The 23,909-nt window shown below is 47.8% G+C and carries 18 protein-coding genes; 5 read left to right on the forward strand and 13 right to left on the reverse strand.

Annotated elements, in window-relative coordinates; translation table 11 throughout:
- Nucleotides 1–40 precede the first annotated feature (40 nt).
- From ADIS_RS03705 to ADIS_RS03760, 12 genes are all read right to left on the reverse strand, one after another.
- Nucleotides 41–2,914 (reverse strand): PD-(D/E)XK nuclease family protein, encoded by a 2,874-nt coding sequence (locus tag ADIS_RS03705; RefSeq protein WP_316931193.1) that lies wholly within the window; start codon nt 2,912–2,914, stop codon nt 41–43.
- The gene (locus ADIS_RS03710) at nt 2,911–6,126 is read right to left on the reverse strand and encodes a UvrD-helicase domain-containing protein (RefSeq protein ID WP_010852987.1); all 3,216 of its coding nucleotides are present in this window, start codon (nt 6,124–6,126) and stop codon (nt 2,911–2,913) included. The genes ADIS_RS03705 and ADIS_RS03710 overlap by 4 nt, the downstream gene beginning before the upstream one ends.
- A gap of 196 nt (nt 6,127–6,322) precedes the next feature.
- Nucleotides 6,323–6,667 carry a 50S ribosomal protein L20 gene (rplT, locus tag ADIS_RS03715; protein WP_010852988.1) on the reverse strand — a complete coding sequence of 115 codons (345 nt, stop codon included), beginning with the start codon at nt 6,665–6,667 and terminating at the stop codon, nt 6,323–6,325.
- 88 nt (nt 6,668–6,755) lie between these two features.
- Complete coding sequence (gene rpmI, locus ADIS_RS03720; RefSeq protein WP_010852989.1) at nt 6,756–6,950, reverse strand: 50S ribosomal protein L35; 195 nt, start codon at nt 6,948–6,950, stop codon at nt 6,756–6,758.
- A gap of 21 nt (nt 6,951–6,971) precedes the next feature.
- Entirely contained in the window at nt 6,972–7,523 is a 552-nt protein-coding gene (gene infC / locus ADIS_RS03725) for a translation initiation factor IF-3 (RefSeq protein ID WP_010852990.1), read from the reverse strand.
- 87 nt (nt 7,524–7,610) lie between these two features.
- Nucleotides 7,611–9,560: a threonine--tRNA ligase gene (thrS, locus tag ADIS_RS03730; RefSeq protein ID WP_010852991.1), complete on the reverse strand. Its 1,950-nt coding sequence runs from the start codon at nt 9,558–9,560 to the stop codon at nt 7,611–7,613.
- 132 nt (nt 9,561–9,692) lie between these two features.
- A complete protein-coding gene (locus tag ADIS_RS03735) occupies nt 9,693–10,373 on the reverse strand; it encodes a TrmH family RNA methyltransferase (RefSeq protein ID WP_035804597.1) in 681 nt (226 codons plus the stop codon).
- A gap of 98 nt (nt 10,374–10,471) precedes the next feature.
- A complete protein-coding gene (locus ADIS_RS03740; RefSeq protein WP_010852993.1) occupies nt 10,472–13,084 on the reverse strand; it encodes a DNA gyrase/topoisomerase IV subunit A in 2,613 nt (870 codons plus the stop codon).
- A gap of 128 nt (nt 13,085–13,212) precedes the next feature.
- Complete coding sequence (locus ADIS_RS03745) at nt 13,213–15,111, reverse strand: DNA topoisomerase IV subunit B (protein ID WP_010852994.1); 1,899 nt, start codon at nt 15,109–15,111, stop codon at nt 13,213–13,215.
- 5 nt (nt 15,112–15,116) lie between these two features.
- Complete coding sequence (locus ADIS_RS03750; RefSeq protein ID WP_010852995.1) at nt 15,117–15,617, reverse strand: hypothetical protein; 501 nt, start codon at nt 15,615–15,617, stop codon at nt 15,117–15,119.
- Between the two features lie 111 nt (nt 15,618–15,728).
- The gene (locus ADIS_RS03755; RefSeq protein ID WP_010852996.1) at nt 15,729–16,634 is read right to left on the reverse strand and encodes a metallophosphoesterase; all 906 of its coding nucleotides are present in this window, start codon (nt 16,632–16,634) and stop codon (nt 15,729–15,731) included.
- On the reverse strand, nt 16,624–17,397 hold the full coding sequence (locus tag ADIS_RS03760) for a sialate O-acetylesterase (RefSeq protein ID WP_051113252.1): 774 nt from the start codon (nt 17,395–17,397) through the stop codon (nt 16,624–16,626). The genes ADIS_RS03755 and ADIS_RS03760 overlap by 11 nt, the downstream gene beginning before the upstream one ends.
- 230 nt (nt 17,398–17,627) lie before the next feature.
- On the opposite strand from ADIS_RS03760, the gene ADIS_RS03765 reads away from it, so the two are divergent.
- The gene (locus tag ADIS_RS03765; RefSeq protein WP_035804575.1) at nt 17,628–18,209 is read left to right on the forward strand and encodes a hypothetical protein; all 582 of its coding nucleotides are present in this window, start codon (nt 17,628–17,630) and stop codon (nt 18,207–18,209) included.
- A 9-nt stretch (nt 18,210–18,218) separates the two neighbouring features.
- On the opposite strand, the gene ADIS_RS03770 is transcribed toward ADIS_RS03765, so the two are convergent.
- A complete protein-coding gene (locus ADIS_RS03770; protein ID WP_051113253.1) occupies nt 18,219–19,109 on the reverse strand; it encodes a DUF6807 domain-containing protein in 891 nt (296 codons plus the stop codon).
- Nucleotides 19,110–19,689: 580 nt separating this feature from the next.
- On the opposite strand from ADIS_RS03770, the gene ADIS_RS03775 reads away from it, so the two are divergent.
- The 4 genes from ADIS_RS03775 to ADIS_RS03790 all read left to right on the forward strand — a co-directional run bounded on the left by ADIS_RS03775 (nt 19,690) and on the right by ADIS_RS03790 (nt 23,847).
- Entirely contained in the window at nt 19,690–21,144 is a 1,455-nt protein-coding gene (locus ADIS_RS03775; protein ID WP_162141550.1) for an alpha/beta hydrolase family protein, read from the forward strand.
- A gap of 3 nt (nt 21,145–21,147) precedes the next feature.
- Complete coding sequence (gene rluF / locus ADIS_RS03780; protein WP_010853004.1) at nt 21,148–21,864, forward strand: 23S rRNA pseudouridine(2604) synthase RluF; 717 nt, start codon at nt 21,148–21,150, stop codon at nt 21,862–21,864.
- A gap of 86 nt (nt 21,865–21,950) precedes the next feature.
- Nucleotides 21,951–22,265: an antibiotic biosynthesis monooxygenase family protein gene (locus ADIS_RS03785; protein ID WP_010853005.1), complete on the forward strand. Its 315-nt coding sequence runs from the start codon at nt 21,951–21,953 to the stop codon at nt 22,263–22,265.
- Nucleotides 22,266–22,374: 109 nt separating this feature from the next.
- Nucleotides 22,375–23,847, forward strand: a complete 1,473-nt coding sequence (locus ADIS_RS03790) for a Gfo/Idh/MocA family protein (protein ID WP_035804577.1) — start codon at nt 22,375–22,377, stop codon at nt 23,845–23,847.
- Nucleotides 23,848–23,909 lie beyond the last annotated feature (62 nt).

The raw sequence follows: 23,909 nt of genomic DNA on the forward strand, positions 1-23,909 counted from the left end.
TTTAAATAGACCTATTACCTGGTACAAGCAACTCCATTATTCAACGCCCGCACAAAGTCCTATAGGGGCAGTAACCGCATTTACGCAGGTCAGAGGTCTGATCAAAGGGTACCTCAGGATCAACGATTTCCTCCAGCAATCCCCGCAGGCCCGCCTCAAAATCTTCTTGGTAATCTGCATAATCAGTCACTTCCAAAGGATCCGCTTTTACCTCTTTTTCAACCAAATAGGGAGTGAAATCGGGCAGGAAAATATCCCGTAAATTAACCAGGGCGGGTCTGACCGGCAGGGTATTGTCGGGGAAATTTTGCCTGAATAGGAAACCATAAAAAAAAGTCTGCATAGCTGCTTTGTTTCGTTTCTTGTCATCCCGATCAAATAGACTCGCTACGGAGGAGAATTGCTTCTCGTCCTTCCCCGACTTGTAATCCATCAGCCGTACCACACCGTTTTGCAGATCTACCCGGTCTATGATGCCTCCCAACGCCACGTTTCTAGGTCCGAATGCGGTCTGAATTTCCAGCTGGGCGCGATATCTTTTGCCCGCTTCCAATGAAATAATCTGAAAAGGAGCCTGCTCTTCATCCCATTTCAAAACCTGCAACATGTAGTTGTGCAACAGATCGCGGACAATGGCCAGGTGTCCCTCCACCTTTACCTCTTGGCTTTCCTCCAAAAAGTACTGCTTTCGAATGGCCTTTTCGATGGCCGGATCCACAAATGGCTTCAAACCAGGAAAATCCGCGGCTTCCAGTGTCGTTCTCTTCTTTCGCGCTATAAACCCAAGGTAAAGGTTTTCCAACGCACCATGGATCAAATTGCCGAAAACGGCCGCATCCACTCCCTCTTTTACCTCCTCCGTCTCGGTGATCCCGGCGATATACATAAAATAGAACTTTAGCCGGCAATCCAGCCAAGTATTCAGGGCAGAGGGCGAAAACGCCACAGGGCTGTCCCGATTCGGGGAAAACATATACCTATCCAACGCATGCATGACAGCATCGGATTTTGCGATAGTGATCTCGGGGGCATTTCGTGCATCCACCGGTGCAAAAACAACTTCCTCTCGCTTTTGAATCTGCTCCCCGGTGAGTTCCTCTGCCAATTGAAGTAGGTAGCGGCTTTTCTCCGCAGGCTTTCCCTCCGAGCCGGATATGGTGTAAATTAGATGGACTTCCTCCGCTCTGTGAAGCAAGCGATAGAAGGTATAGGAATAAACGGCATCGTTTTGCTCCTGAACCGGCAACCCAAACGCCCGCCGCAAATTGTATGGAATCATGGAGTTTAAACTGCCCGAAGGTGGGAAGCTGCCCTCGTTCATCTGGCAAATGATCACCCGTTTAAAGTCCAGGTTTCGGGACTCCAAAACCCCCATCACCTGTAGGCCCCGTAAAGGCTCACCTTCGAAGGGAATACGGATCTGCCTGAAAAGCTGCCGGACAATCCGCAGCATCAGCTCCATACCTGGAAGCTTTCCATCACGCCCGTCGAACACCTCCTTAAGTCTGTTGAGTTGACGATAGCATTGGAAAAGATAGCTTCTTTCCAGCGCTTCCTCCGATAATTGCCCCGATAATGCCAACATAATCCCCTGCAATCCGCTCAATACCGTCTCGGGATGATAGGCACGAAAAACCAATGAAAACAATTCGCCTCCGTTTGCCAGCACTTCCGCAGGCAAATGCACCTGATTTTGAAGAGTACTATCCCGGATAACCTGTTTGCAAAATACTGGATTCAAATGGTGTAAATAAACGGAGGAAAGGAGTTCTTTCGCCGGTTTATGGTAAAAAAAGAGGTCATCCCCTATACGCTTTGTATATCGTTGTAAGTCCAGTACTGCTTCCAAAAAAATATAGACTGGCGCGTTTTTTACCAAGTAACCCATCGTTACGTTGACACTGCCCACAGCGGGGGGCAAATAGTTCAGTACGGGAAACAGCAGTTGTTCGTCGGGAAGTATAACGACGGTCTGCTCCCAATCCTCTTTGGTTGAAACCTGCTCCAATATGCTGCCCACGAGATTGGCCTGACTGACCTTCAGGGGCGTCACATAGCTGGCAATTTCCTTAGGATTGTCCTGTATCCCCACAGGAAGCTCCTTTGGAAAGGTAGGCCCCAATACGCTGTCCTTTTGGTACTGACGGAAAAACATACCAGCTTCCTGCCTGGCATCTTCGACATAATAGGCGTCGATATCCCAATACACCTCCGCACCGTGATACCGTACATAATGCCTGATCAGCTTTTCCTCGGCCGAGGTAAACGCATTGAATCCCATAAAAACGAGGTGGGATCCCGGTGCCGACAACTCTGAGAGGCTTTCGGCGACCCGTCTATACAACATGCCCGGATACGCATAGCCAGTTGTTTCCAAGGAGGCCCTAAACCCTTCGTAAAGTTCAAAAAGAATCTGCCAAAACCGAAGAAAGCTCTCTTGGTGCTTACTTCCTGTACCCTCAAAGGATTTCCAAAATGCCTGAATCAACGCAAGCTGATGATCGGTGAGATACGACCAATCCTTTTCGATGGTTTTGATGTCCGCCAAGTGATGGTACAGCCGCTTTGCATCTACCAGAAATTGGTCCACATCGTTAAAATCTTTAAGAATCAGCTCACCCCAAAAGTAAAACCGGTCAAAGGTTTCAGGGTGATTGGACAGTTGGGCATACACCCCATACAGCTCGAAGAGTAAGGTAAGTTGGTCTACAGGCCGCTGTCCGGCGAGCTCATAAAACAAGTCTTCGATGGTCAAAACCCTTGGCATCCAGACAGGTGCATGGATAAGTGTTCCCAACTGTTTAAGAAAAAATATCCCAGCCCGTCGGTTTGGAAACACGACGGTAATATCTTTTAGCGGTATTTCCCCAGCCAATAAGCGCCTTGCCGAATCTCTCAGAAATGAATCCATCATTGGTCTATTTCAAGTATTTCCATATCATCCAAATAACAGAGGTAACCCCTAACCGGCAAGCTGGTCAAAGTTCTGACCAGGTGCATATATTCCCTAACCTGCGGCACATGAAACTCCCGCTTCTGCCCTGTTTTAAAATCGACCACCTCAGCCCGGTCTATGTAAAATATGACGCGGTCTGGACGCTTCAGCGAGCCATCCGGCAACAATATGCCCCGCTCGCTAAGCACTTCTCCCTCCCCGCTGAACCATCGGGAAAACAACGGCAATCGTAATAACCGCCCCAATTGAGTCCGTAGGGCTTCCATCTCCTCTTGATTTACAAAGCCCTGAAAATACAGTTCTTCCAGCCTAAGATTCAACTCACCCGTACTTTGTGCTTTTTCCAATAGGCCATGTACCAAGGTACCAAAGGAGCCTTTCTGGCGGAGCTTGAGATTTTGTTCCGAAAAATCAGCTGCGGTAGCTTTGACGCTCAGCAAATCCTCCCATTTTCTGCTTTGCCATCGAACCGGAAATACCCGGTAAGCCCCTCCGGTGGGGTTCTTTGAGGGTGGCCAGTCTCCGACCTGAAAGACATCTTCCACCGTATCGAAATAATCTCCCAAAGAAACGCCAGCACCCAAATCCGATTTCTCGCGCAGCACCCGTTCAAGATTAGGCGCAAGGTTTCCATACATTGTTTTCTCCAAGTTAGAAACAGGAGCAAAGGCCCAAAACACCTCTTCTGCACGGGTTATCGCGACGTACACCAGATTAAGTGTATCCAAATGAGCCATCAAGGCCTCCTCTTGATATACCTCTCTGAAATCCGAATCCTTCAAGTCAACTTTCATCGTCAGCGGGAGGATCACCTCTCCCAACGTTCCCTCCATTTGGTAAGGTGTCCAGACGATCGGCTTTTTGGTGGTATCGAATATTCGCCAATCCAAAAAAGGCATAAGCACTACTTTGAACTGAAGACCCTTTGATTTATGTATGGTCAGGATGCGCATGGCGTCGTGGTCATCCGGTATTTTAATGGTACGCTTCTTTTCCTGAAGATCCCACCAGGAAAGGAAACCAGGTAAATCCGCCCGGTTGGTAGCAACAAATTCATAGATGGCATCTTTAAAAGCCTCCAGGTAAGCACGTTCGTATCCTGAGTCCTGAAGCCCCAGAACTTCAATGATCCGCTCGATCAGATCCAGCAACTGCAACCGCAATAAGGAGTCCTGCAGGGCACAAAATCGCGCTTTCATTTCGTCCACCTCAGAAATCCCGGAAACGTTCTCAAACAACGCATGACTTACGGAATGGCCAGAGATCACCGCCCAGTGGTACCACATGGTCTTTAGGTGTATCTCCTCGTCCATCTCAGTCAAATGCCGGAGGGCTGAAACCACACAGGCGACGGTACTGGACCTACTTACCAAGAGGGCTTCATCCGATACCACATCAAATGAATAGGGAGAGCCTGGGTTTGCCAATCCGTACGATATCAGCTGATCCGCAATTGCGACGCCCTCCTTCTTGGTCCTTACCAAAAATGCTATATCGCGAGGTCGGTAGCCTTGTCCCTGAAGCCGGACGATCGCCTCCGGGATCTTGGAAAGAGCTTGGTCAAAAAACCTATCTTCTGAATCTTCGGAGCGCAAAAACTCGATTCTCACCAATCCTTGATAAGGGGATTTCTCTTTAAACGGCGACACCTGCTGACTCACGTCCTGATAAGCCTTTGCCAGAATCCCTGCGTCTGAGATATCGAACTTTTGCTCCAAAACCCCTACCAACTGACCGGGAAGTCGCCGAAACAGGGCATTGTTAAAGCGAACCAGCTGGGGAAGACTCCTGAAATTGATATCCAAATTCTTAACCTGTATCCCAAACTGATGGATTTCAGCTTCTACCTGCTCAAGGAGCAACCTTAGTTCGCCGCCCCGCCACCGATATATAGATTGTTTCACATCCCCCACCAGCAAATTTGCATGGCCCTGCGAAAGGCTATCGATTAAAAGGGGACGAAAGCTGTCCCATTGAAAACCGGAGGTATCCTGAAACTCATCGATCAAATAATGACGGTATTTTTGCCCAACTTTCTCATATACAAAGGGGGCTTCATTGTCCGCGGTTATTTCCCGCAGAAAGTCATTTGCATCGGATATCAGCAAGATATTTTCCTCTTCCTTAAGGGATTCCAATTCGTGGAGCAAAAACCGAAACACGCCGTATACATCCAAATTTTTCCGTATGGCCTCGTTGGTATTCCAGGATCTTTGCAAGGGCTTAATCCGGCCCCAAATGGTTCCCAAGCCTTCATTAAAGGCCGCCTGAATCTGGGGTATCAGCTTACTGGTCTTTGCATACCAATCATCCGGACGATCCTCCAATCCTATCTGACTCGGAGATACTGTGGGAAACGGATTCCCCGGACTGCCCAAGGCTTCAAATTTATTCGCAAATGTGCGATTGCCTCCTTTAAAATCCTGCCAACTTAGCCCATGCCTTTCCCTTATTCCCTGAGCCTGCTTACGCAATTCCACACCTTCAGACACCAGCTTGCGCCGTGTATCCATGACCTGTCGTTTAATGGATTCCAGGTTTTCATCCTGTTGCAAAAACGACTGAATCGTAAACCGATATCGCTTGAAGGACTCCTGAAAAAGCTGGCTCCCCAGTTCCTTGATATTCTTCCGCACATCCCACACCTGTCCTTCCTGAATCTGCTCGATCGAATAGTTCACTAGCCATCGGTGCAGAAAGGGGTCTGCGGAGACGGACAATATCAGACGCTCTACCAACCTATCCAACACGGCCTCCTGATCCAACTCCAACTCGAATTTGGCCTGTAGATCTATCTCCCGGGCAAATGAACGGATGATCCGCTGAAAAAAACTATCAATCGTGCTGACCGAAAAAGCCGCATAGTCATGCAGAATCGCAGACAACGTACCTGCTGCACGTACCATCAGTTCTTCGGGGCTTATATTCAAGTGCAGGAGCAGTTCGCGGTCCATCGTTTGACTTGGATCCACATTGCGCTTGATCCTAGTAAGCTCCATCAGGATGCGCTCCTTCATCTCCTGAGTGGCCTTGTTGGTAAAGGTAACCGCCAACACCTGCCGAAAGGCTAACGGATGCACCAGTGCGAGCTTTAAGTACTCAAGGGTAAGGGTGTAGGTTTTGCCCGATCCGGCAGAGGATTTATAGATGGTAAACGGACTTGGCAGCATAGGCGTCGAAAATCGGAAAACCTGAATTTACGCAATTAATCCTTAAGAACCGGGCTTGGTTCCGTTTCCACAAAGCAGCTGCCTATTTTTCAATGAAAAAAGTTTTAGCTGATGGGCCCACTGGTAAGCAGCAAGGGGTATAAAAAAAGGCTCCCATTCGGGAGCCCTTTTATGATAAAGTAAGTCTGTGCGATACTTACTTAACCTTTTCAACTACAGCTTTAAATGCGTCGGGGTGATTCATGGCCAGATCAGCCAATACCTTTCGGTTCAGCTCTATATCTGCTTTCTTCAACAAGCCCATCAATTGTGAATAGGAAACACCATGCAACCTTGCACCGGCATTGATACGCTGAATCCACAGTGAACGAAACTCACGTTTTTTGACTTTTCGATCTCTATAGGCGTATTGTAACCCTTTTTCGTATTTGTTTTTAGCTACAGTCCACACGTTTTTACCCCTTCCGAAGTATCCTTTGGTGGCCTTTAGCACTTTTTTTCTTCTAGCTCTGGAAGCTACTGCATTTACTGATCTTGGCATGATTTTTTAGTTTTTGACGCTTGGTGCCTTGCGGACTTATGTGACCAAGGATCCGGTGAAATAAATAACCTTTGATTGTGTTGGAAAACTAGATTTTGAGCATATCCCTCACTCTGCCCTCATCCGACGCGTGTACGAAGCCCATTTTGGTCAGGTTTTTCTTCCTTTTGGTGGACTTCTTGGTCAGGATGTGGCTTTTGTAGGCATGTTTCCTTCTAATCTTCCCGGTTCCCGTGACGGTAAACCGTTTTTTCGCACTTGATTTTGTTTTTACTTTTGGCATTATATTATCTGTTAGTTGAAATTACTTCTTACCAGCCTTAGGGGCTACGAATATGTTCATCCGCTTACCCTCCATTTTGGGTAGCTGCTCCACCTGCCCATACTCTTCGAGGGCTTGGGCAAACTTAAGCAACAACATCTCTCCCCGCTCCTTAAAAACAATCGTACGCCCAACAAAGTGTACGTAGGCTTTCACTTTCGCTCCCTCTTTAAGGAAGTTGATCGCATGTTTGAGCTTGAAATCAAAATCATGGTCGTCGGTATTGGGGCCAAACCTGATTTCCTTTACGACTGTTTTTGCGGCGTTCGCCTTGATTTCCTTCTGCTTCTTTTTCTGCTCGTACTTGAACTTCGCATAATCGATCACCTTGCAGACAGGCGGGACGGCGGAAGGAGAAATTTCCACGAGATCGAGTCCATTTTCCTCTGCCAGTTTGATAGCCTTATCCGTGGGCATCACCGCATTGCCGCCCTCCACAAAATCACCGACTACCCGCACTTCCCTGGCCCTTATCTTGGAATTAACTTTGTATGGCTCCTCTTGTCTCGGAGTGTAGGTTCTTTTTCCTCTCAAAATGTTTATGGTTGTTTTTAGATTTAAGCTGCAAATATCGAATAAATTTTGAATTATAAAAAATCCAACATTTTTTTTATCCCCTCATTATTTGCTCAGCGACTCCCTGATAATGCCCTGGAAATAGGACACAAACTCCTCAGGCGAAAAGGTTCCCTGATCACCGGCACCATGCTTACGAAGGGATAGCTTCCGCTCCTCCTGTTCCTTTTCCCCCACTATGATCATGAACGGGATCTTCTTGACTTCGGCATCACGAATCTTACGTCCTATCTTTTCATCCCGGTTATCAATGCTGCCACTTATCCCCTCATTTTCCAAGGTCAACTTTATCTCCTCGGCATACGCCACAAATTTTTCTGATATAGGCAGGATAATTACCTGTTCCGGTGCCAACCAAAGGGGGAAATTACCCGCACAGTGTTCAATCAAAACCGCTACAAAGCGTTCTAACGAACCAAAGGGAGCCCGGTGTATCATGACGGGCCGGTGACGCTGATTGTCAGCCCCAACATATTCAAGCTCAAACCGCTGAGGTAGTTGGTAATCCACCTGAATGGTACCTAGTTGCCAACTTCTTCCCAACGCATCCTTTACCATGAAGTCCAATTTGGGACCATAAAATGCGGCTTCTCCCAACTCAGTTACGGTAACCAAGCCTCTTTCCTGCGCGGCCTCGATGATAGACTGCTCGGCTAGGTTCCACGCCTCGTCTTCGCCTATGTATTTTTGCTTATCCTGCGGATCCCTAAGGGAAATCTGGGCGGTGAAATCATTGAAGCCCAATGCTTTGAAAACATAAAGCACCAGGTCAATAACCTTCACAAACTCCTCCTTCACCTGATCCTGTCGGCAGAAGATATGGGCATCATCCTGCGTAAATCCCCGTACACGGGTCAATCCGTGCAATTCACCGCTCTGCTCATATCGGTATACAGTCCCAAACTCCGCATAGCGCACCGGCAACTCCTTATAAGAACGGGGCTTACTCTTGTAGATCTCACAATGATGGGGACAGTTCATGGGTTTGAGCAAAAACGACTCGCCTTCATTGGGTGTCGCAATCGGCTGAAAGGAGTCCTTGCCGTATTTCTCGTAATGGCCGGAAGTCTCGTATAGTGCCTTATGTCCGATATGCGGGGTGATCACCTGCTGATAGCCCGACCTATCCTGTTCCTTTTTCAGGAAAGTGACCAAGCGCTCTCTCAAAAGTGTACCCTTTGGCAACCAAAGAGGCAGACCCATCCCCACCTTTTCGGAAAAGGTAAACAACTCCAGTTCCCTGCCCAACTTTCGGTGGTCTCGTTTCTTTGCCTCCTCCAGCATTGTCAGGTATTCTTGGAGTTCCTTCGCTTTGGGAAAGGTGATACCGTAGATACGAGTAAGCATCTTGTTTTTTTCGTCACCCCTCCAATAGGCCCCTGCTATGTTGAGGAGTTTCACCGCCTTGATAAACCCGGTATGGGGAATATGGGGCCCTTTGCAGAGATCCACAAAGTTACCCTGTTCATAAAAGGTGATCGAGCCATCTTCCAATCCTGCAAGGAGATCAAGTTTATACTCGTCCCCTTTGTTCTTAAAGTATTCTACGGCAGCGGGTTTGGCGATTTCCTTCCGTACAAACTCACTTTTTTGCTTGGCAAGTTCGGATATTTTGTTTTCTATTTTTTCCAGATCGGCCCCGTCTAGGGGCTTATCTCCAAAGTCCACATCATAATAAAAACCATTTTCTATCGGAGGGCCGATTCCAAACTTTATGCCCGGATACAGTGCTTCCAACGCTTCTGCCATCAAGTGGGCCGATGAATGCCAAAAAGTAGACTTGCCCTCCCGGTCGTTCCATGTAAGTAATTCGATGGAAGCATCTCCCTCGATCGGACGGGTCGCATCCCAAACATCGCCGTTGACTTTGGCCGCAAGCACGTTTCTTGCTAAACCTTCGCTGATACTGGAAGCGATCTGAAGGCCAGTACTCCCTTTTTCAAACTCCCGGACTGAACCGTCCGGGAAGGTAATTTTAATTTCCTGATTAGACATGTAAATTTGGTTTGGTTACGGCGACCTTTACAAACAGGCACCTTTTATCAAGCTGCAAATATGGCAATTGCCAATGGCTTTTAAAAATCCGGTGAATGCCCCAATGGGGATATCTTGCTTTCTAGCGGTTTTTTAGCCGTCGCCAAAAAACTTCTTTCTATGTATGTGAGCGTTTTTCACGATTTCCTGGTACCAGCGAAAGCGCAGTTCCTGTTTTTCAGAATCCCCCAGAAAAAACCCTTCAGGCAAATCATGTCGGATCTTTCCCAAAAAATCGTACAGGAAAAGCGAAGCGGTAACAGAAATATTGAAACTTTCGGTAAAGCCAAACATCGGAATATGGATCAGGCCATCGGCTTCCCGTACCACTTCGTCACTAACACCTTCGTGCTCATTACCGAATACCAGCGCTGTCTTCTGACGGGGGAAAAAATCCCGGATGGATACGCTCCCGCTGTTTGGGCTGGTGGCATAAATCTGATAGCCCTTGCCCCGCAGGGATGAAAAACAAGAAGCTACCGCAGATTGGGAAGAGTCAGCATATTTATGCAAGTCTATCCATTGGGCCGCCCCCCGGGTCACGTAGGGATTGATTTTGTAGCTACTGGACTTTTCGATCACATGTACGTCCTGTATGCCAAAGCAATCCGCAGTGCGCAAAACCGCGGAGGCATTGTGGGGTTTATAGATGTCCTCTAATACGACCGTCAGATACCGTGTCCTGAATGCTAACACCTCCTCGATTCTCCCGAGTTTATGAGGTGTAATATATCCCTTGAGATATTCCAAAAATTGTAGATCTCTTGCATTCATTGTTATAATCTCCAAATGCAGCATCGAAAACCGCAAATCAACGAAACCGAAAGTAGGATTCTTGATGTACATTTCCAGGAATAACATCCCTATAGTTGCTAAAAAAGCCCCAGCTGTTCCTCGTCATTTTCTCCCTTTTCCTTTTCAATCTTAAAATCCACCTGGGACCCTATTTCCAACTCTTCGTCGTCCTCATCATTCTCTTCTTCTTCCGGCTCCGAATTGTGCAGCATGGAGATCTCTTCGACAGGATAGGAGGATATTTTATTACCGATGGCTTTCCATCCTTTCACATCGATGAGCATATCCAAATCGTATTCCTGCTCTTCGGATTCTTTGCCTTTTTTGATCACGATCCTCACCTGTGGCTGCTTGTCAGTGGACACTACCTGCAGATAAGACTGGCGGTGATCGGAAACCACGTTGAACTTTTTGTTCATCGTGCTGGTCTCGATCAAAAACCGCTTTACGTAATACGTCTTGGAGGCACCATCGTAATAAACCGCAGAAACCACCTTCTGGGGGTCAAACTTCTCGATCAGTAGCACTTGCGCTGCCTCGTACCGATTGGTCAGCTCAAAGGAGGTCAATTCATAATCCCCATTTTTATAGAATACGATGATTTTATCCTCACCGAGAAAATTACCTATTTTCCTACCACGCTGATCCGTATTCAGCCTACCGATGGAGGCATCATAATAGATGTCCAATCCGCCCAACGTAGAGGCTCCCTGCATCTTAAACTGAATCTTCCTGACCGGATACTTGGTGAGTATATTGCCACCTGCACCCCTGCCCCTAATCTCAACGGTGCTGAAATCAAAGTCGAAGACCTTGACCCTTGCCTTGGAACCCTGCGTCAGGCTGACGGAAACGATCTCCGCCTCCCCATTAGGATTGGCAGTCAGGTAGGTTACTTTGGATCCCTTTGTTCCTTTGGTGAGGTCGTACTCCCTATCCCTGGTTACACCCAATACCTGAAAGCGTTTGACCATACTTCTGCCGGAAGCCCCATCCAAGTACACCAGGTTATACACCATTCGCTCATCCCCTTTTCGGAATATGCCCACGTACAGGATATCCTTGCCCACGAAGCCCTTTTCCTGAATCCGTGTTACCACGCATACGCCGTCCCGTCGGATCACGATGACATCATCCAAATCGGAGCAGTCACACACAAATTCATCCTTCTTGAGACCATATCCCACAAATCCATCCTGACGGTTCACATATAATTTGGCGTTGTTGGCCGCTACCACGGTAGCCTCGATGGTGTCAAAGGCCCTGATCTCTGTCCTTCGCTCCCTACCCTTTCCGTATTTGTGGAGCAGGTTTTCGTAATAGCTGATAGCATATTCGGTAAGATGGTTCAGGTGGTGGTTTACCTCCTTCAGTTCATCCTGCAGCCTACGCATCAGCTCGTCTGCTTTGAATGCATCAAATTTCGAAATACGTTTGATCTTGATTTCCGTCAGACGTACGATATCCTCTGTGGTAATCTCCCGGTAAAAGTCTGGCTTATAAGGATCCAATCCCCTGTCTATGGTCTCCAATACCGACTCCCAGGTAGTACACTCTTCTATATCACGGTAGATCCGGTTTTCGATAAAGATCTTCTCCAAAGAAGAAAACAGAAGCTTCTCCATCAGTTCCCCCTTTCGAATCTCGAGTTCCCTTCGCAGCAGCTCCTTGGTCAGTTGGGTGTTATAGGCCAACATTTCGTTTACCGACAAAAAAACTGGCTTCTCGTCGATAATCACACAGGCATTGGGAGAAATGCTGACTTCGCAATCTGTAAAGGCATACAGCGCATCGATGGTCATATCCGGGGATTGGCCAGGGGCCAGCTGAACCTGAATTTCCACATCCTTGGCTGTGTTGTCCACTACCTTTTTGATCTTGATCTTTCCTTTGTCGTTGGCCTTGATGATGGAATCGATCAGGGAATTGGTGGTAGTTCCAAATGGAATATCTTTGATGAGTAGGGTCTTATTGTCTTCTTCCTCTATCCGGGCTCTTACCTTTACCCTTCCACCCCGCAGGCCTTCGTTGTATTCGGAAAAATCCGCAAGCCCTCCTGTCGGGAAATCGGGCAAAATAGTGGTCTTTTGTCCCTTTAGGACGCATATTGATCCGGCAATAAGCTCACAGAAATTATGGGGCAAAATCTTTGTGGAAAGCCCCACCGCGATACCGTCAACTCCCTGCGCCAGCAACAACGGAAACTTCACAGGCAAGGTGACCGGCTCCCTTTTTCTGCCGTCATAGGAAAGCTGCCACTCGGTCGTTTGGGGATTGAATACCACCTCCAGCGCAAACTTGGACAACCTCGCCTCGATGTACCTGGCAGCGGCGGCGCCATCACCGGTACGCACATCACCCCAGTTACCCTGGGTTTCGATGAGCAGGTCTTTTTGCCCCAAATTCACGATGGCGTCACCGATCGAGGCGTCTCCATGGGGGTGGTACTGCATGGATTGGCCGATGATATTGGCCACTTTATTGAACCGGCCATCGTCCATCTCCTTCATCGCATGAAGAATTCGCCGCTGTACCGGCTTGAGGCCGTCTTCGATAGCGGGAACGGCCCGCTCCAGGATCACATAGGAGGCGTAATCCAAGAACCAATCCTTGTACATGCCGGTAACCGGCACCGAATCGTGCAGGCTTTCGCCTCCTTTGTCGCCTAGCTCGTTTGTATCTTCACTCATGTGTTTGTATCCTACTTCGTATTAATCAATTCGGTTGGTCAAGTCCAACCTGTGGGTAGAAAACCTGCTGATTACCAATTACTTTCACGAACGGAAATGATTCCACCGGGTAAATATCGATAAATGGATCACGCGGCTTCGCTGTCCTCCTCACTTTGCGCCTTTTTGGGGTCATCAAGTGCCAAATCTCTTTCGATCCGGAGGTTATCTATGATAAATGCCTGTCGATTGGGCGTGTTTTTGCCCATATAAAAACTCAACAGCTCCGCAATTTTGGTTTCCTTGTTGAGAATAATCGGATCCAACCGGATTTCCTCACCGATAAAATTCCCAAACTCTTCTGGTGAAATCTCACCAAGCCCCTTGAACCGGGTTATTTCAGCACTTTTCCCCAGCTTATGGATAGCCCGCTGTCGCTCCTCATCAGTGTAGCAATAAATGGTCTCCTTCTTGTTTCTCACCCGAAACAAGGGTGTATCCAGAATGAAAAGGTGGCCATTTCGTACCAAGTCCGGAAAAAACTGAAGAAAGTAGGTCATTATCAACAGCCGTATGTGCATGCCGTCCACGTCCGCATCAGTTGCTATCACGATCATTCGGTACCGAAGCCCCTCGATGCCATCTTCTATGTTCAGGGCATGTTGCAGCAAGTTGAACTCCTCGTTTTCATACACCACCTTTTTGGTCATACCAAAGCAGTTAAGGGGCTTACCACGTAGGGAAAAAACCGCCTGGGTTTGGACATCACGGGATTTGGTGATGGATCCGGAAGCTGAATCTCCCTCGGTAATGAACAGCATGGTGTTGTTTCTAAGCTCTTCATCCACCTTTGTGTCGTCGTAATGTGCCCGACAATCCCGCAGCTTTTTGTTGTGTAAATTTGCCTTTTTGGCCCTTTCGTTGGCCAGTTTTTTTATTCCCGATATCTCCTTTCGCTCGCGTTCAGACTGGAGAATTCGTTTCAGGATGGCATCCGCCACGGAGGGGTTTTTGTGGAGAAAATTATCCAGCTCTGTCTTGACAAAATCATTGACAAAAGTCCGCAGGGTCGGGCCATCCGGACCCACGCTCTGCGATCCCAATTTCGTCTTGGTCTGTGATTCAAAAACAGGTTCCTGTACCCTTACCGCAATGGCAGCCACCACCGATTGCCGAATATCGGAGGCATCGTAATCCTTTTTATAAAATTCCCTAATCGTTTTTACCACCGCCTCCCGAAACGCCGCCAAATGGGTGCCCCCTTGCGTGGTAAACTGGCCGTTTACAAAAGAGTAGTACTCTTCGCCATACTGATTGCTATGGGAAATTGCCATCTCGATATCCTTGCCCTTAAGGTGGATGACCGGATACCGAATCTGTTCGTCATCCACTTTGCGCATAAGTAGATCGTATAGACCCCGCTCGGAGAAATATTTTTTTCCGTTGTAATTGATGGTAAGACCGGCATTAAGAAAGGCATAGTTCCAGATCTGGTTTTCCAGGTACTCCGGAATAAAATGGTAATTTTTGAACACTGTAGCGTCCGGAGTGAAAACAACCTTGGTACCATTTCGCTCCGTGGTCTTTTCAAGCGGCTTATCTACCGTAAGAATTCCCTTTTCAAATTCCGCAATCTTGGTCTCTCCATCCCTGAAAGATTGTACCCTGAAATACTGAGAAAGTGCATTCACGGCCTTGGTACCCACCCCATTGAGGCCGACGGATTTCTGAAACGCACCGGAATCGTATTTTCCGCCCGTATTGATCTTGGATACGCAATCTATGACCTTACCAAGTGGAATCCCCCGTCCGTAATCCCTCACTTCTACCAAGTGCTCGGATATTTTGATATCGATGGTACGTCCATAACCCATCATGTGTTCGTCGATACTATTGTCCAACACTTCCTTCACCAAGACGTAAATACCATCATCCTGTGCACTGCCATCTCCTAATTTACCGATATACATGCCCGGACGTAGGCGAATATGCTCCCGCCAATCCAGGGACTTGATACTTTCTTCGGTGTATTTCACATTATCTGCCATAGCTGCTAATTAGTAGGGCCTGTCTTTACTTGCTTGATCTTAGCGGCTAGGAGGTAAAACAAAACCGCGATCCAAACGACGTATAATATCGGCACCAGGTAAAAAAAGAAATTGATCTCCTCACTCTTAATCTCATTCTGATTGGTAATGCTGTGCAAATAAAACACAAAAACGATGGTGGAAATATTCACGACTCCAGTAAAGGTGTAGACCCAGGTCAGCACCTGATCGCGAAATGGATCACCAACCGGAAAAACCCGTTTCAATGAACCCGTGTACTGCGTTTCTATCAGTTTGGCGGGCAGGATCAGCAAAACATTGGAGACTAGAAAAACCCCGACGACCAAGTAAAACAGGATCTCCTTACTTACTTGCTTTAGGGGTAATCCGCGTGCAGAAAGCTCATAGGTAACATATTCCGGGGACGCCGAGTAGATATATAGGAAAGCAATCAGAAAGAATACTGCACTCAGAAAATAAAATGCCTTGCCAAGTCTAACGTACATATTTTTGGTGAATTAAGCCGCTAATATAAATATTAAAACGGTTTCATTTCCCCCACTTCACCAATCCATACGCGAGCCTGCAATAAACCAAGGATTTACAGGCCACATTTTTTATCGGAACACCAACTCCCTATCCTCCTGCTTTCCAATTCCCCGGAGAAATAAACGGTCGGGATAAACATCCACCACAGCTCCGAGGGCGTCGGTGGGGGATTCTACCATCCCATAAAAGGTTAGATGATGCACGCCATCTTCTACTACATAGTTGCCCCCGTGGTGATGCCCGGAAAAGTAGGCGACTACTCCCGGAAAATCAGCTATTATTCGTAATACCTCCCCATGGTTAAGCAGCTGAAGCCCGTTTTCCGGCAGGGCTGGGTAATGACAAAAAAGGACGGTTTTCAATCCCTCTTGCTCACCGGACTTTAGGACTTTTTGTAGCCAGCTCATTTGCTTTTTGCCAAGTCCACCGTTCCAAGGCTTGGCATTATTGGCACCAGACTGTTCAAGTGACAGCAACAGGGCTTCGGCATGACGATAGCCTTTGGAACCCTTTTCATGCCCATCCAAGCTTACATCCATCCCATTCAAGACCACAAACTGTATCGGCCCCTGCTGCCAGGAAAAATAGCCTCGGGGATTATCAAGGATTCCCGGAACCTTTCTTTTTTCGGCGTCCGTTACGCTGAAGTCGTGATTACCAAATACATGATACACCGGAGATTTGCTGGCTTGTAAAAGTGCTAGTGGCTTCGCAAAACTATCAATGTCTTCATCGATCAAGTCACCCAGGTTTACCGTAAACGAGAGTTCATACCCATTTAGCACGTTAATGGTATTTTCCAAGGTACGCAGTGTCCCTCGGTAATTCCGCAAACCAGCCTGATCCTTATCTGCATACTGCACGTCCGTAATCACGCCAAAGGAAAACAAAGGAAGATCGTTGGTTTGTGTGAATGCAGGGTAGGCTGTAAAACAGGCACTAAGCATAAACAAAATAGTAAGACTATAGCTCATGGGTAGGGTGGGTTAAATTTTTCATCTTTTGCGCGTATCGTTTACCCAACTTCAATTGACTTTTGGTGTCAAAATGAACTTCATCAAAGGTTTTGGTACCTTTCGAAGAAACTACGGCCGTATGGGGTACCTGCCCCGGTAGCTGCATGAGCAACCTGTTGAAGGCATCTCTGCCCGGTTGATCTTCTGCTATTTCGCCCGCTACAAAGGGCAACTGGGGCAACTCCATGTCGGCTCGTATGCGTTGGATCAGTTTCTCCAGATCAGACATATAGGTATCCAGTTTCCCCAAATCGGATTCGCCTTGATGCCATATCACCCCCTTTATGATCCCGAAAGCGGCTGCCTCGCGGGCTTTTTGAATCAATTGCTCATAATAATCTGTACCGGGCATCCATTCTGCGATTGAGGTTCCTCCGCGCGCGTTGACCACCAGACCCACTTTGGCCGAAGTACGTTTTGCTACGTGTCGCGCAAACGAATAGGCCGGGCTAAGCCGTTGCATGGACTCCTCCTTTCGAATGGATGAGTACAGGTTTAACGGATTCTTTGCAGGAACCCAGGGAGTGGACCCGTCACCTGTGTACAAAAAAACACCAGCCAACTCCCCAGTAAGCTTGGGCGGGATATTAGCCCTACCCGCCATGTTGGACTGCCCTATGGCCAGATATATCTCCATGGGCCTGGCAGCCTGTTGGGCCAGGCCGATCGATTCAGGCAGATAAACTCCAACAATAGCGACGAATATCAGAAAGAAACGCATAGTACCGATAATGATTTTTTGAAAGATAGCGATATGACCCTATATTTAAAAGGATTTACCGAGGCGACTTTCCGTAGGCATGAACGCACTCTGACTTATCCTGACTGAGGCGGATTAACCAGAGAAAGATCCAATCAAATGAAACCGAGCCCCGCCAACGGGGAAATACCAAGGATTTTCCCGTCGTCTATCGGGACAATTAATGACCTTGAAAAAACCATGACAGACGCATGACAAAACAAATTGCCCTTTTTATTTCCCGTTTGGTTCATCCGTTGGTAATCCTGACTTTTTTTGTCTTTTACAGTAACATCAAGATTCAGGAGTCTTCCCAAGCCCTTGTAACGATCGCTGCGATGATCGGACTCACCATCATCCCGTTGACCCTTTGGAACTGGATAAAACTTAAGCAGGGGGTCTACCATAATTTCGATGTATCTGTTCGCGAACAGCGCTACTCTATGTTCGGCTTTGTTTTCCTACTTGCCGGCTTGCTTATCGCCTACCTTTACCTCAGTGAACAACCTCGGGAAATACGACTCGGTTCACTGCTGATGATCCAAGTTATAGTCCTTTCATTCCTAGTTAACTTCCGCCTTAAATCCTCCCTTCACCTCGCGGTATGTAGCTACATTGCCTTGGGCCTGGTCCCACTCAACCCAACTTGGTCGGTGGTTTTGGCGGCCGCTATCCCTCTATTGGCTTGGTCTCGGGTACACCTGGGCAGGCACCGCTGGATAGAAGTAGCCACCGGTACATTCATAGGTTCCTTTACCGGAGTCCAGTTGCTTTATCAACTTGACTTTCTTTAGCAGGTTGGCTCATTTGGCGTAGGTTTCGAAATGCTTGGCAATCTCGGCCTGTATATGGTCGCCGCTGTGAACCAACACCCTATACTTCAGTTTGACGACTTCTCCTTTAGCCAATCGGGTCTCTTTGTCATTTTCGGGCCAATACATGGGGGTAGGAGAAAAGAAACCATAATCTCTTGTAAACCAAGGTGATGGGAACCACGCATTGGAGGGATGCTGAAGAATTGCCATTCCTTCTATGCCGTTTCCACGCTTACCATAGAAATCCATCCAAGCAGAGGACTTGCCAAAGGTGTCCTTTTCTCCCTTTTCACCCTCTGCGTTGATCAAGGTCCCTCCGTTTGTAACGGCGAGATCCGGATCCATACGGCCACTGAACAGGGAGTGATTGGTCTTTTCGATGACCACATCCTGAAGCATTTCCATTTCTACGTCAAAGTCGATTTGGAAGACAGAAGACGATGGATTGCTGATGGATATTTTTCTTACATCTTTGATGGGGGCGCTAGCACCCGGTCTTGTCCAAATGTTCTCATTGTGAATGACCACCATCCCCTCAGAAACCTGCTCTATTTCCGCCCGAAGGGTAACGATCTGTCCGCGGTCCAAACCCTCCTGCCAATAGTTGCCCCCGTTTACCTTGTCGCAGCCGAAAAACAGGGAACTGTGATGGGGATAGGTACCGTTTCGCTTGGAGGTTACCGACGCACCGGAGGGCCCGTTTACGGGATAGAAAAACGGGTACTTTTCGTTTGTGGCAAAATGATAGCTGGTAAAAAACAGATTACCTATATACACATCTATGCGGTCTCCAATTTTTTCTGCCCGTACTTTTTGCTGGGCTTTCAGCGGAGCGAGTAGGGTTATCAAAACAAAAAGAGTAGAAAACAAGTAGTTCATGATCATGTTGGGATTGATTGACATCGCCAAAAATAGAAATAAATAGGCGGCGAGGAAACCCGTTTAAAAAAAATTGCGGGTAGCTGCTGGTTCTCAAAAAAACGTGGTTGCTAAAAATGGGGATTATATCCCAAAAACAAGGTCAATTTCAAAACATCCCAGTCTATGTTTCAGCATCACCTTGCGATTGGAGTGGTTTTGATTTGAACCTATTTAATGAATTTTCGCAAAAATCACCCAAATATTGGTTTAAAAAAAGGGTATAAAAAAAGGAATCTGTGTTCAGATTCCTCTAGGCTGGGTTCATTATAACTGACTAACAGCTATTATTATTTCGTTTATGTTGACTTTAATATCCGTTTTGAATTCTAAAATCGCTTAAACATACTAATAATATGGCACGATGCAATATTATCGGATAAAAATTTCATGAAGTTTATATTAAATATATTTCACCTAAATCATTCGGACAAATGGGGATTTTTGACACCTTTGTGAACTAATTTCTGAATAATCCGATAGCTTTGTACTCGGGTGCGCACGGTTGGCACCGACACACTTAGGTTAGTTTATGAATCCGATGTACCGTAAGACCTCCCTTTTCCTCGCTATTTCCTGGCGTAATCTTTCCCGTAAAAACATTTGCCTTTTATTCGGTCTTTTCTTTGCGCTTAGCCCTTTGGCCTACTCCCAAGCTCCGTTGGTTGGTAGCTGGAAGGGCGATCTAGACCTGGGTTTTCAAAAACTTCCCCTTCTATTTCATTTTGAAGGTAATGCCGGAAACTGGAAGGGAAAGATGGACAGTCCCAGCCAGGGAGCAGAAGGAATTCCGCTAACCAAGGTGTTGTTTGACGGAATGATGCTCCTAGTGGAAATAGAACCGCTGCAGGCAACGTTTGAAGGTGTTTTGCAGGAAGGGGAGTTCAGAGGGCAGTTTAACCAAAACGGTTTTAAATTGCCGCTTACTCTGCTAAAGCAAACGGGGGTCGCTTCAGGTAGTGGAACAGTCAACCGTCCGCAGGAACCCAAAGGTCCCTTCCCCTATGAAACGATGGAAGTAACCTTCGTCTCGGGCACCGAAAAGATCGCGCTGAAGGGAACGATCACAAAACCCGCTGGCGAGGGCCCCTTCCCGGCTGTCGTCCTGGTAACAGGATCCGGGCCTCAAAACAGAAATGGGGAACTATTGGGCCACAAGCCTTTTTGGGTTATCGCCGACTTCCTTACCCGTCAGGGAATCGTGGTTTTTCGTTACGATGAACGGGGTGTTGGCCAATCCGAGGGATCCTTTGATGGCACTACCTCGTGGCAGTTTGCCGAAGATGCCCGCGCTGCCATGGAACGACTTCCCTATTTTGAGTTTGTTGACCCAAACCAGATTGGCCTTATTGGACACAGCGAGGGAGGGCTTATTGCATGGATACTCGGAGCGGAACAGAAACAGCTACCCAATTTTGTGCTGGCACTGGCACCTCCGGTGGTGCCCATTGCCGAATTGATGGAACGGCAGACGGAGGACGCCATCCGGGCAACCGGAGCACCGGAGACATTGGCGAAAAGCCAAGGAGCCTTTAATCGTAGCCTCTACCAGGCAATTGCAGAGGCTGACAACCCCGCCTCGGCCAAGAATTCCCTGACGCAAGTGCTGGAAATCCACGGAACCCAGCAGGGACTAAGCGGATCCCAACTGGAAAAGCAGGTTACCGACCAACTTTCCTCCTTCGAGCAGCTTTTAGACCCCTGGTTTTACCATTTCATCCGCACCGATCCCGGCACGCTGATCAGGCAACTCACATTACCGGTATGGGCAGCATTTGGGGAAAAAGACGTGCAGGTCAATGCCGCAGAAAACGGGGATGCCCTTAGAAAAATCCTGCCGGACAATGCCCGCCATGTTATAAAAAGCTACCCAGCTTTAAACCACCTTTTTCAGACCGCAAAAACGGGTGCCGTCTCCGAGTATGGAGAAATTGAAGAAACCTTTAACGTACAGGTAATTCAGGACATGGTCGATTGGATCAAGCAACTGCACTAGCGCATGGCAACCCGCATCAATAAATTTCTCAGTGAAATCGGATTTTGCTCACGGCGGGAAGCCGATCGATTGATCGAGGAAGGGAAGGTGAAAATCAACGGCAAAATCCCTGAAGTTGGCACCAAAGTCCTCGAAGGAGATAAGGTGTCGGTAAACGGCAAAGTGGTTAACCCTCCAAAAGAGGAACATGTCTATCTTGCACTGAACAAACCCGTGGGCATCGTTTGCACTACGGACACCGCTAACGAAAAAAAAAATATCATCGATTTTGTCGGTCATCCCCGCAGAATTTTCCATATTGGCAGGCTCGATAAGCCTAGCGAGGGGTTGATATTGCTTACCAGCGACGGCGATATCGTCAATAAAATACTCCGGGCAGGCAACAACCACGAAAAGGAATACATTGTGACCGTAAACCGTCCGCTCGATCAACACTTTATTGATCGGATGGCATCAGGCATCCCCATTTTGGATACGGTTACGGCTCCCTGCAAAGTAAAAAAGATGGGGCCAAAAACCTTCAACATCATTCTGACCCAGGGACTAAACCGACAGATCCGAAGAATGTGCGATTACCTTGGGTACGAAGTGGTCAAGTTAAAACGGATACGCATTATGAATATCCGGTTGGATCTTCCGGTTGGAAAATGGCGGGATCTTACCCCCACGGAACTTGAAGAAATCCGTGAACTCGTTGCCGACTCCAAAAAAACCGTCTGAACAAAAACTACGGGGAAATACCAAGGCACCATAAAAAAAGATTAGGACAGTAGGATATCATCATCCACCACTTTTAAAGACACATCATGGAAAAACATCAACCTACTCCTCCCTATTACGCGGTGATTTTTACGAGCGTAAAACATCCTGACGACGCTGGCTATTCAGAAATGGCACAGCTGATGGAAGAGATGGTTTCAAGTCAACCCGGGTATTTGGGACACGAATCGGCGCGTGATGGGATAGGCATTACCGTAAGCTACTGGGAAAGTCTGGAAGCTATTGCTGCATGGAGGCAACAAAGCCAGCACCGCATTGCGCAATCAATGGGAAAAACAAGCTGGTACGAGCGGTATACGGTACGGATATGTCGGGTGGAAAAAGAATATCGGTTTCCCTGATCGTACTTTTTCGGGAATAGCCCAAACCGCCAAGCAGGAAGTATTGAACTTTAAACGATTTTTTTTATACATTGAGCCGGTAAATCAAAAATCAATTTACATACTTAAAATGAACAAAGACAATTTACCCGAACAAGGAAACACACGCAGGACCTTTCTCAAGACATCTGCAACCGCTTTGGCCGGTTTCTACATTGTGCCCCGGCATGTTCTGGGCGGACCTGGATTCAAAGCCCCCAGTGATAAGCTTCGTATTGCCGGTATAGGCGTTGGAGGCAAGGGCTATTCCGACATCAAATCTTTTTACGACAGCGGAAATGCGGAGATAATAGCCCTCTGCGATGTGGATGATGAAAGAGCCGCCAAAAGTATAGCGGATTACCCCAAGGCCAAGTACTACCGGGACTATAGGGAGATGCTTGACAAGGAACATACCCAGTTTGACGCCGTATCCGTTTCTACCGCAGACCACAATCACGCCGTCCAAGCTTTGGCAGCCATGCAGTTGGGCAAGCATGTATACGTCCAAAAACCCCTGACACACGACATCTACGAAGCCCGCATACTTACCCAAGCGGCAGAGAAATACAAAGTGGTCACCCAAATGGGCAATCAAGGTGCCTCTGGAGACGGCGTACGGAAAATGAGGGAATGGTATGCAGCCGGGTTGATCGGCGAGGCCAAAAGTGTATGGTGCTGGACAGACCGCCCTGTGTGGCCACAAGGTGTAGCTTGGCCCAAACCAAGCACCCGGAAAGCCCCAAAAAGCCTGGACTGGAACCTATGGCTGGGAACCGCCCCCTTAAAACCTTTTACTGAAAACATTCACCCCTTTAACTGGAGAGGCTGGTGGGACTATGGAACAGGTGCTTTGGGAGACATGGCCTGTCATATTATGGAGCCTCCTTACCGCATATTGGATCTAGGTTACCCTATAGAAGCGGAATGTAGCGTCGGATCGGTGTATACCGGTGAGTTTACCCGCGGCTACTTTCCGGAAAGCTGCCCTCCTTCATCCCATATCACGCTCAAATTCCGACGGCCCAACGGATCCCTGCTTGACTTCCACTGGATGGATGGAGGTATAAAGCCCAGCCGACCCGATGAATTGGGTGCCAACGAACGCATGGGCGATGGCGGCAATGGGGTGATCATAGAAGGAACCCGTGGAAAAATGATGTGCGACACCTATGGTATGAATCCACGTCTACTTCCCTTATCACTGAATGAAAGTATCTCCGTAGCTCCCACCCTGCCCCGCGTGCCGGGCGATGTAGGTGGTCACTACGCACAATGGGTCAATGCCTGTATAGCGGGACACGGATCCAAGGAGTTCCAAGAATTGAGTTCGCCATTCTCCATAGCCGGTCCTCTTACCGAGACGGTGTTAATGGGCAACCTTGCCATTCGTAGCTACGACTACCGAGTAGCCAGAGAGGACGGCAGGGGCGGCTTCAACTATCCCGGAAGAGACATTAAGTTGCTTTGGGATGGTGACAATATGCGGGTTACCAACTTTGATCCGGCCAATGAATTCGTAAAGCGGGATTATCCGGCAGGATTCGAACTGCCAAAGATTTAACCAGCCGGCCATGTACCTTGCTAAGAAAAGCCTCCGGAAAGGAAACACCCTTCTACGGAGGT

Source organism: Lunatimonas lonarensis, assembly GCF_000390185.1.
Classification (GTDB): domain Bacteria; phylum Bacteroidota; class Bacteroidia; order Cytophagales; family Cyclobacteriaceae; genus Lunatimonas; species Lunatimonas lonarensis.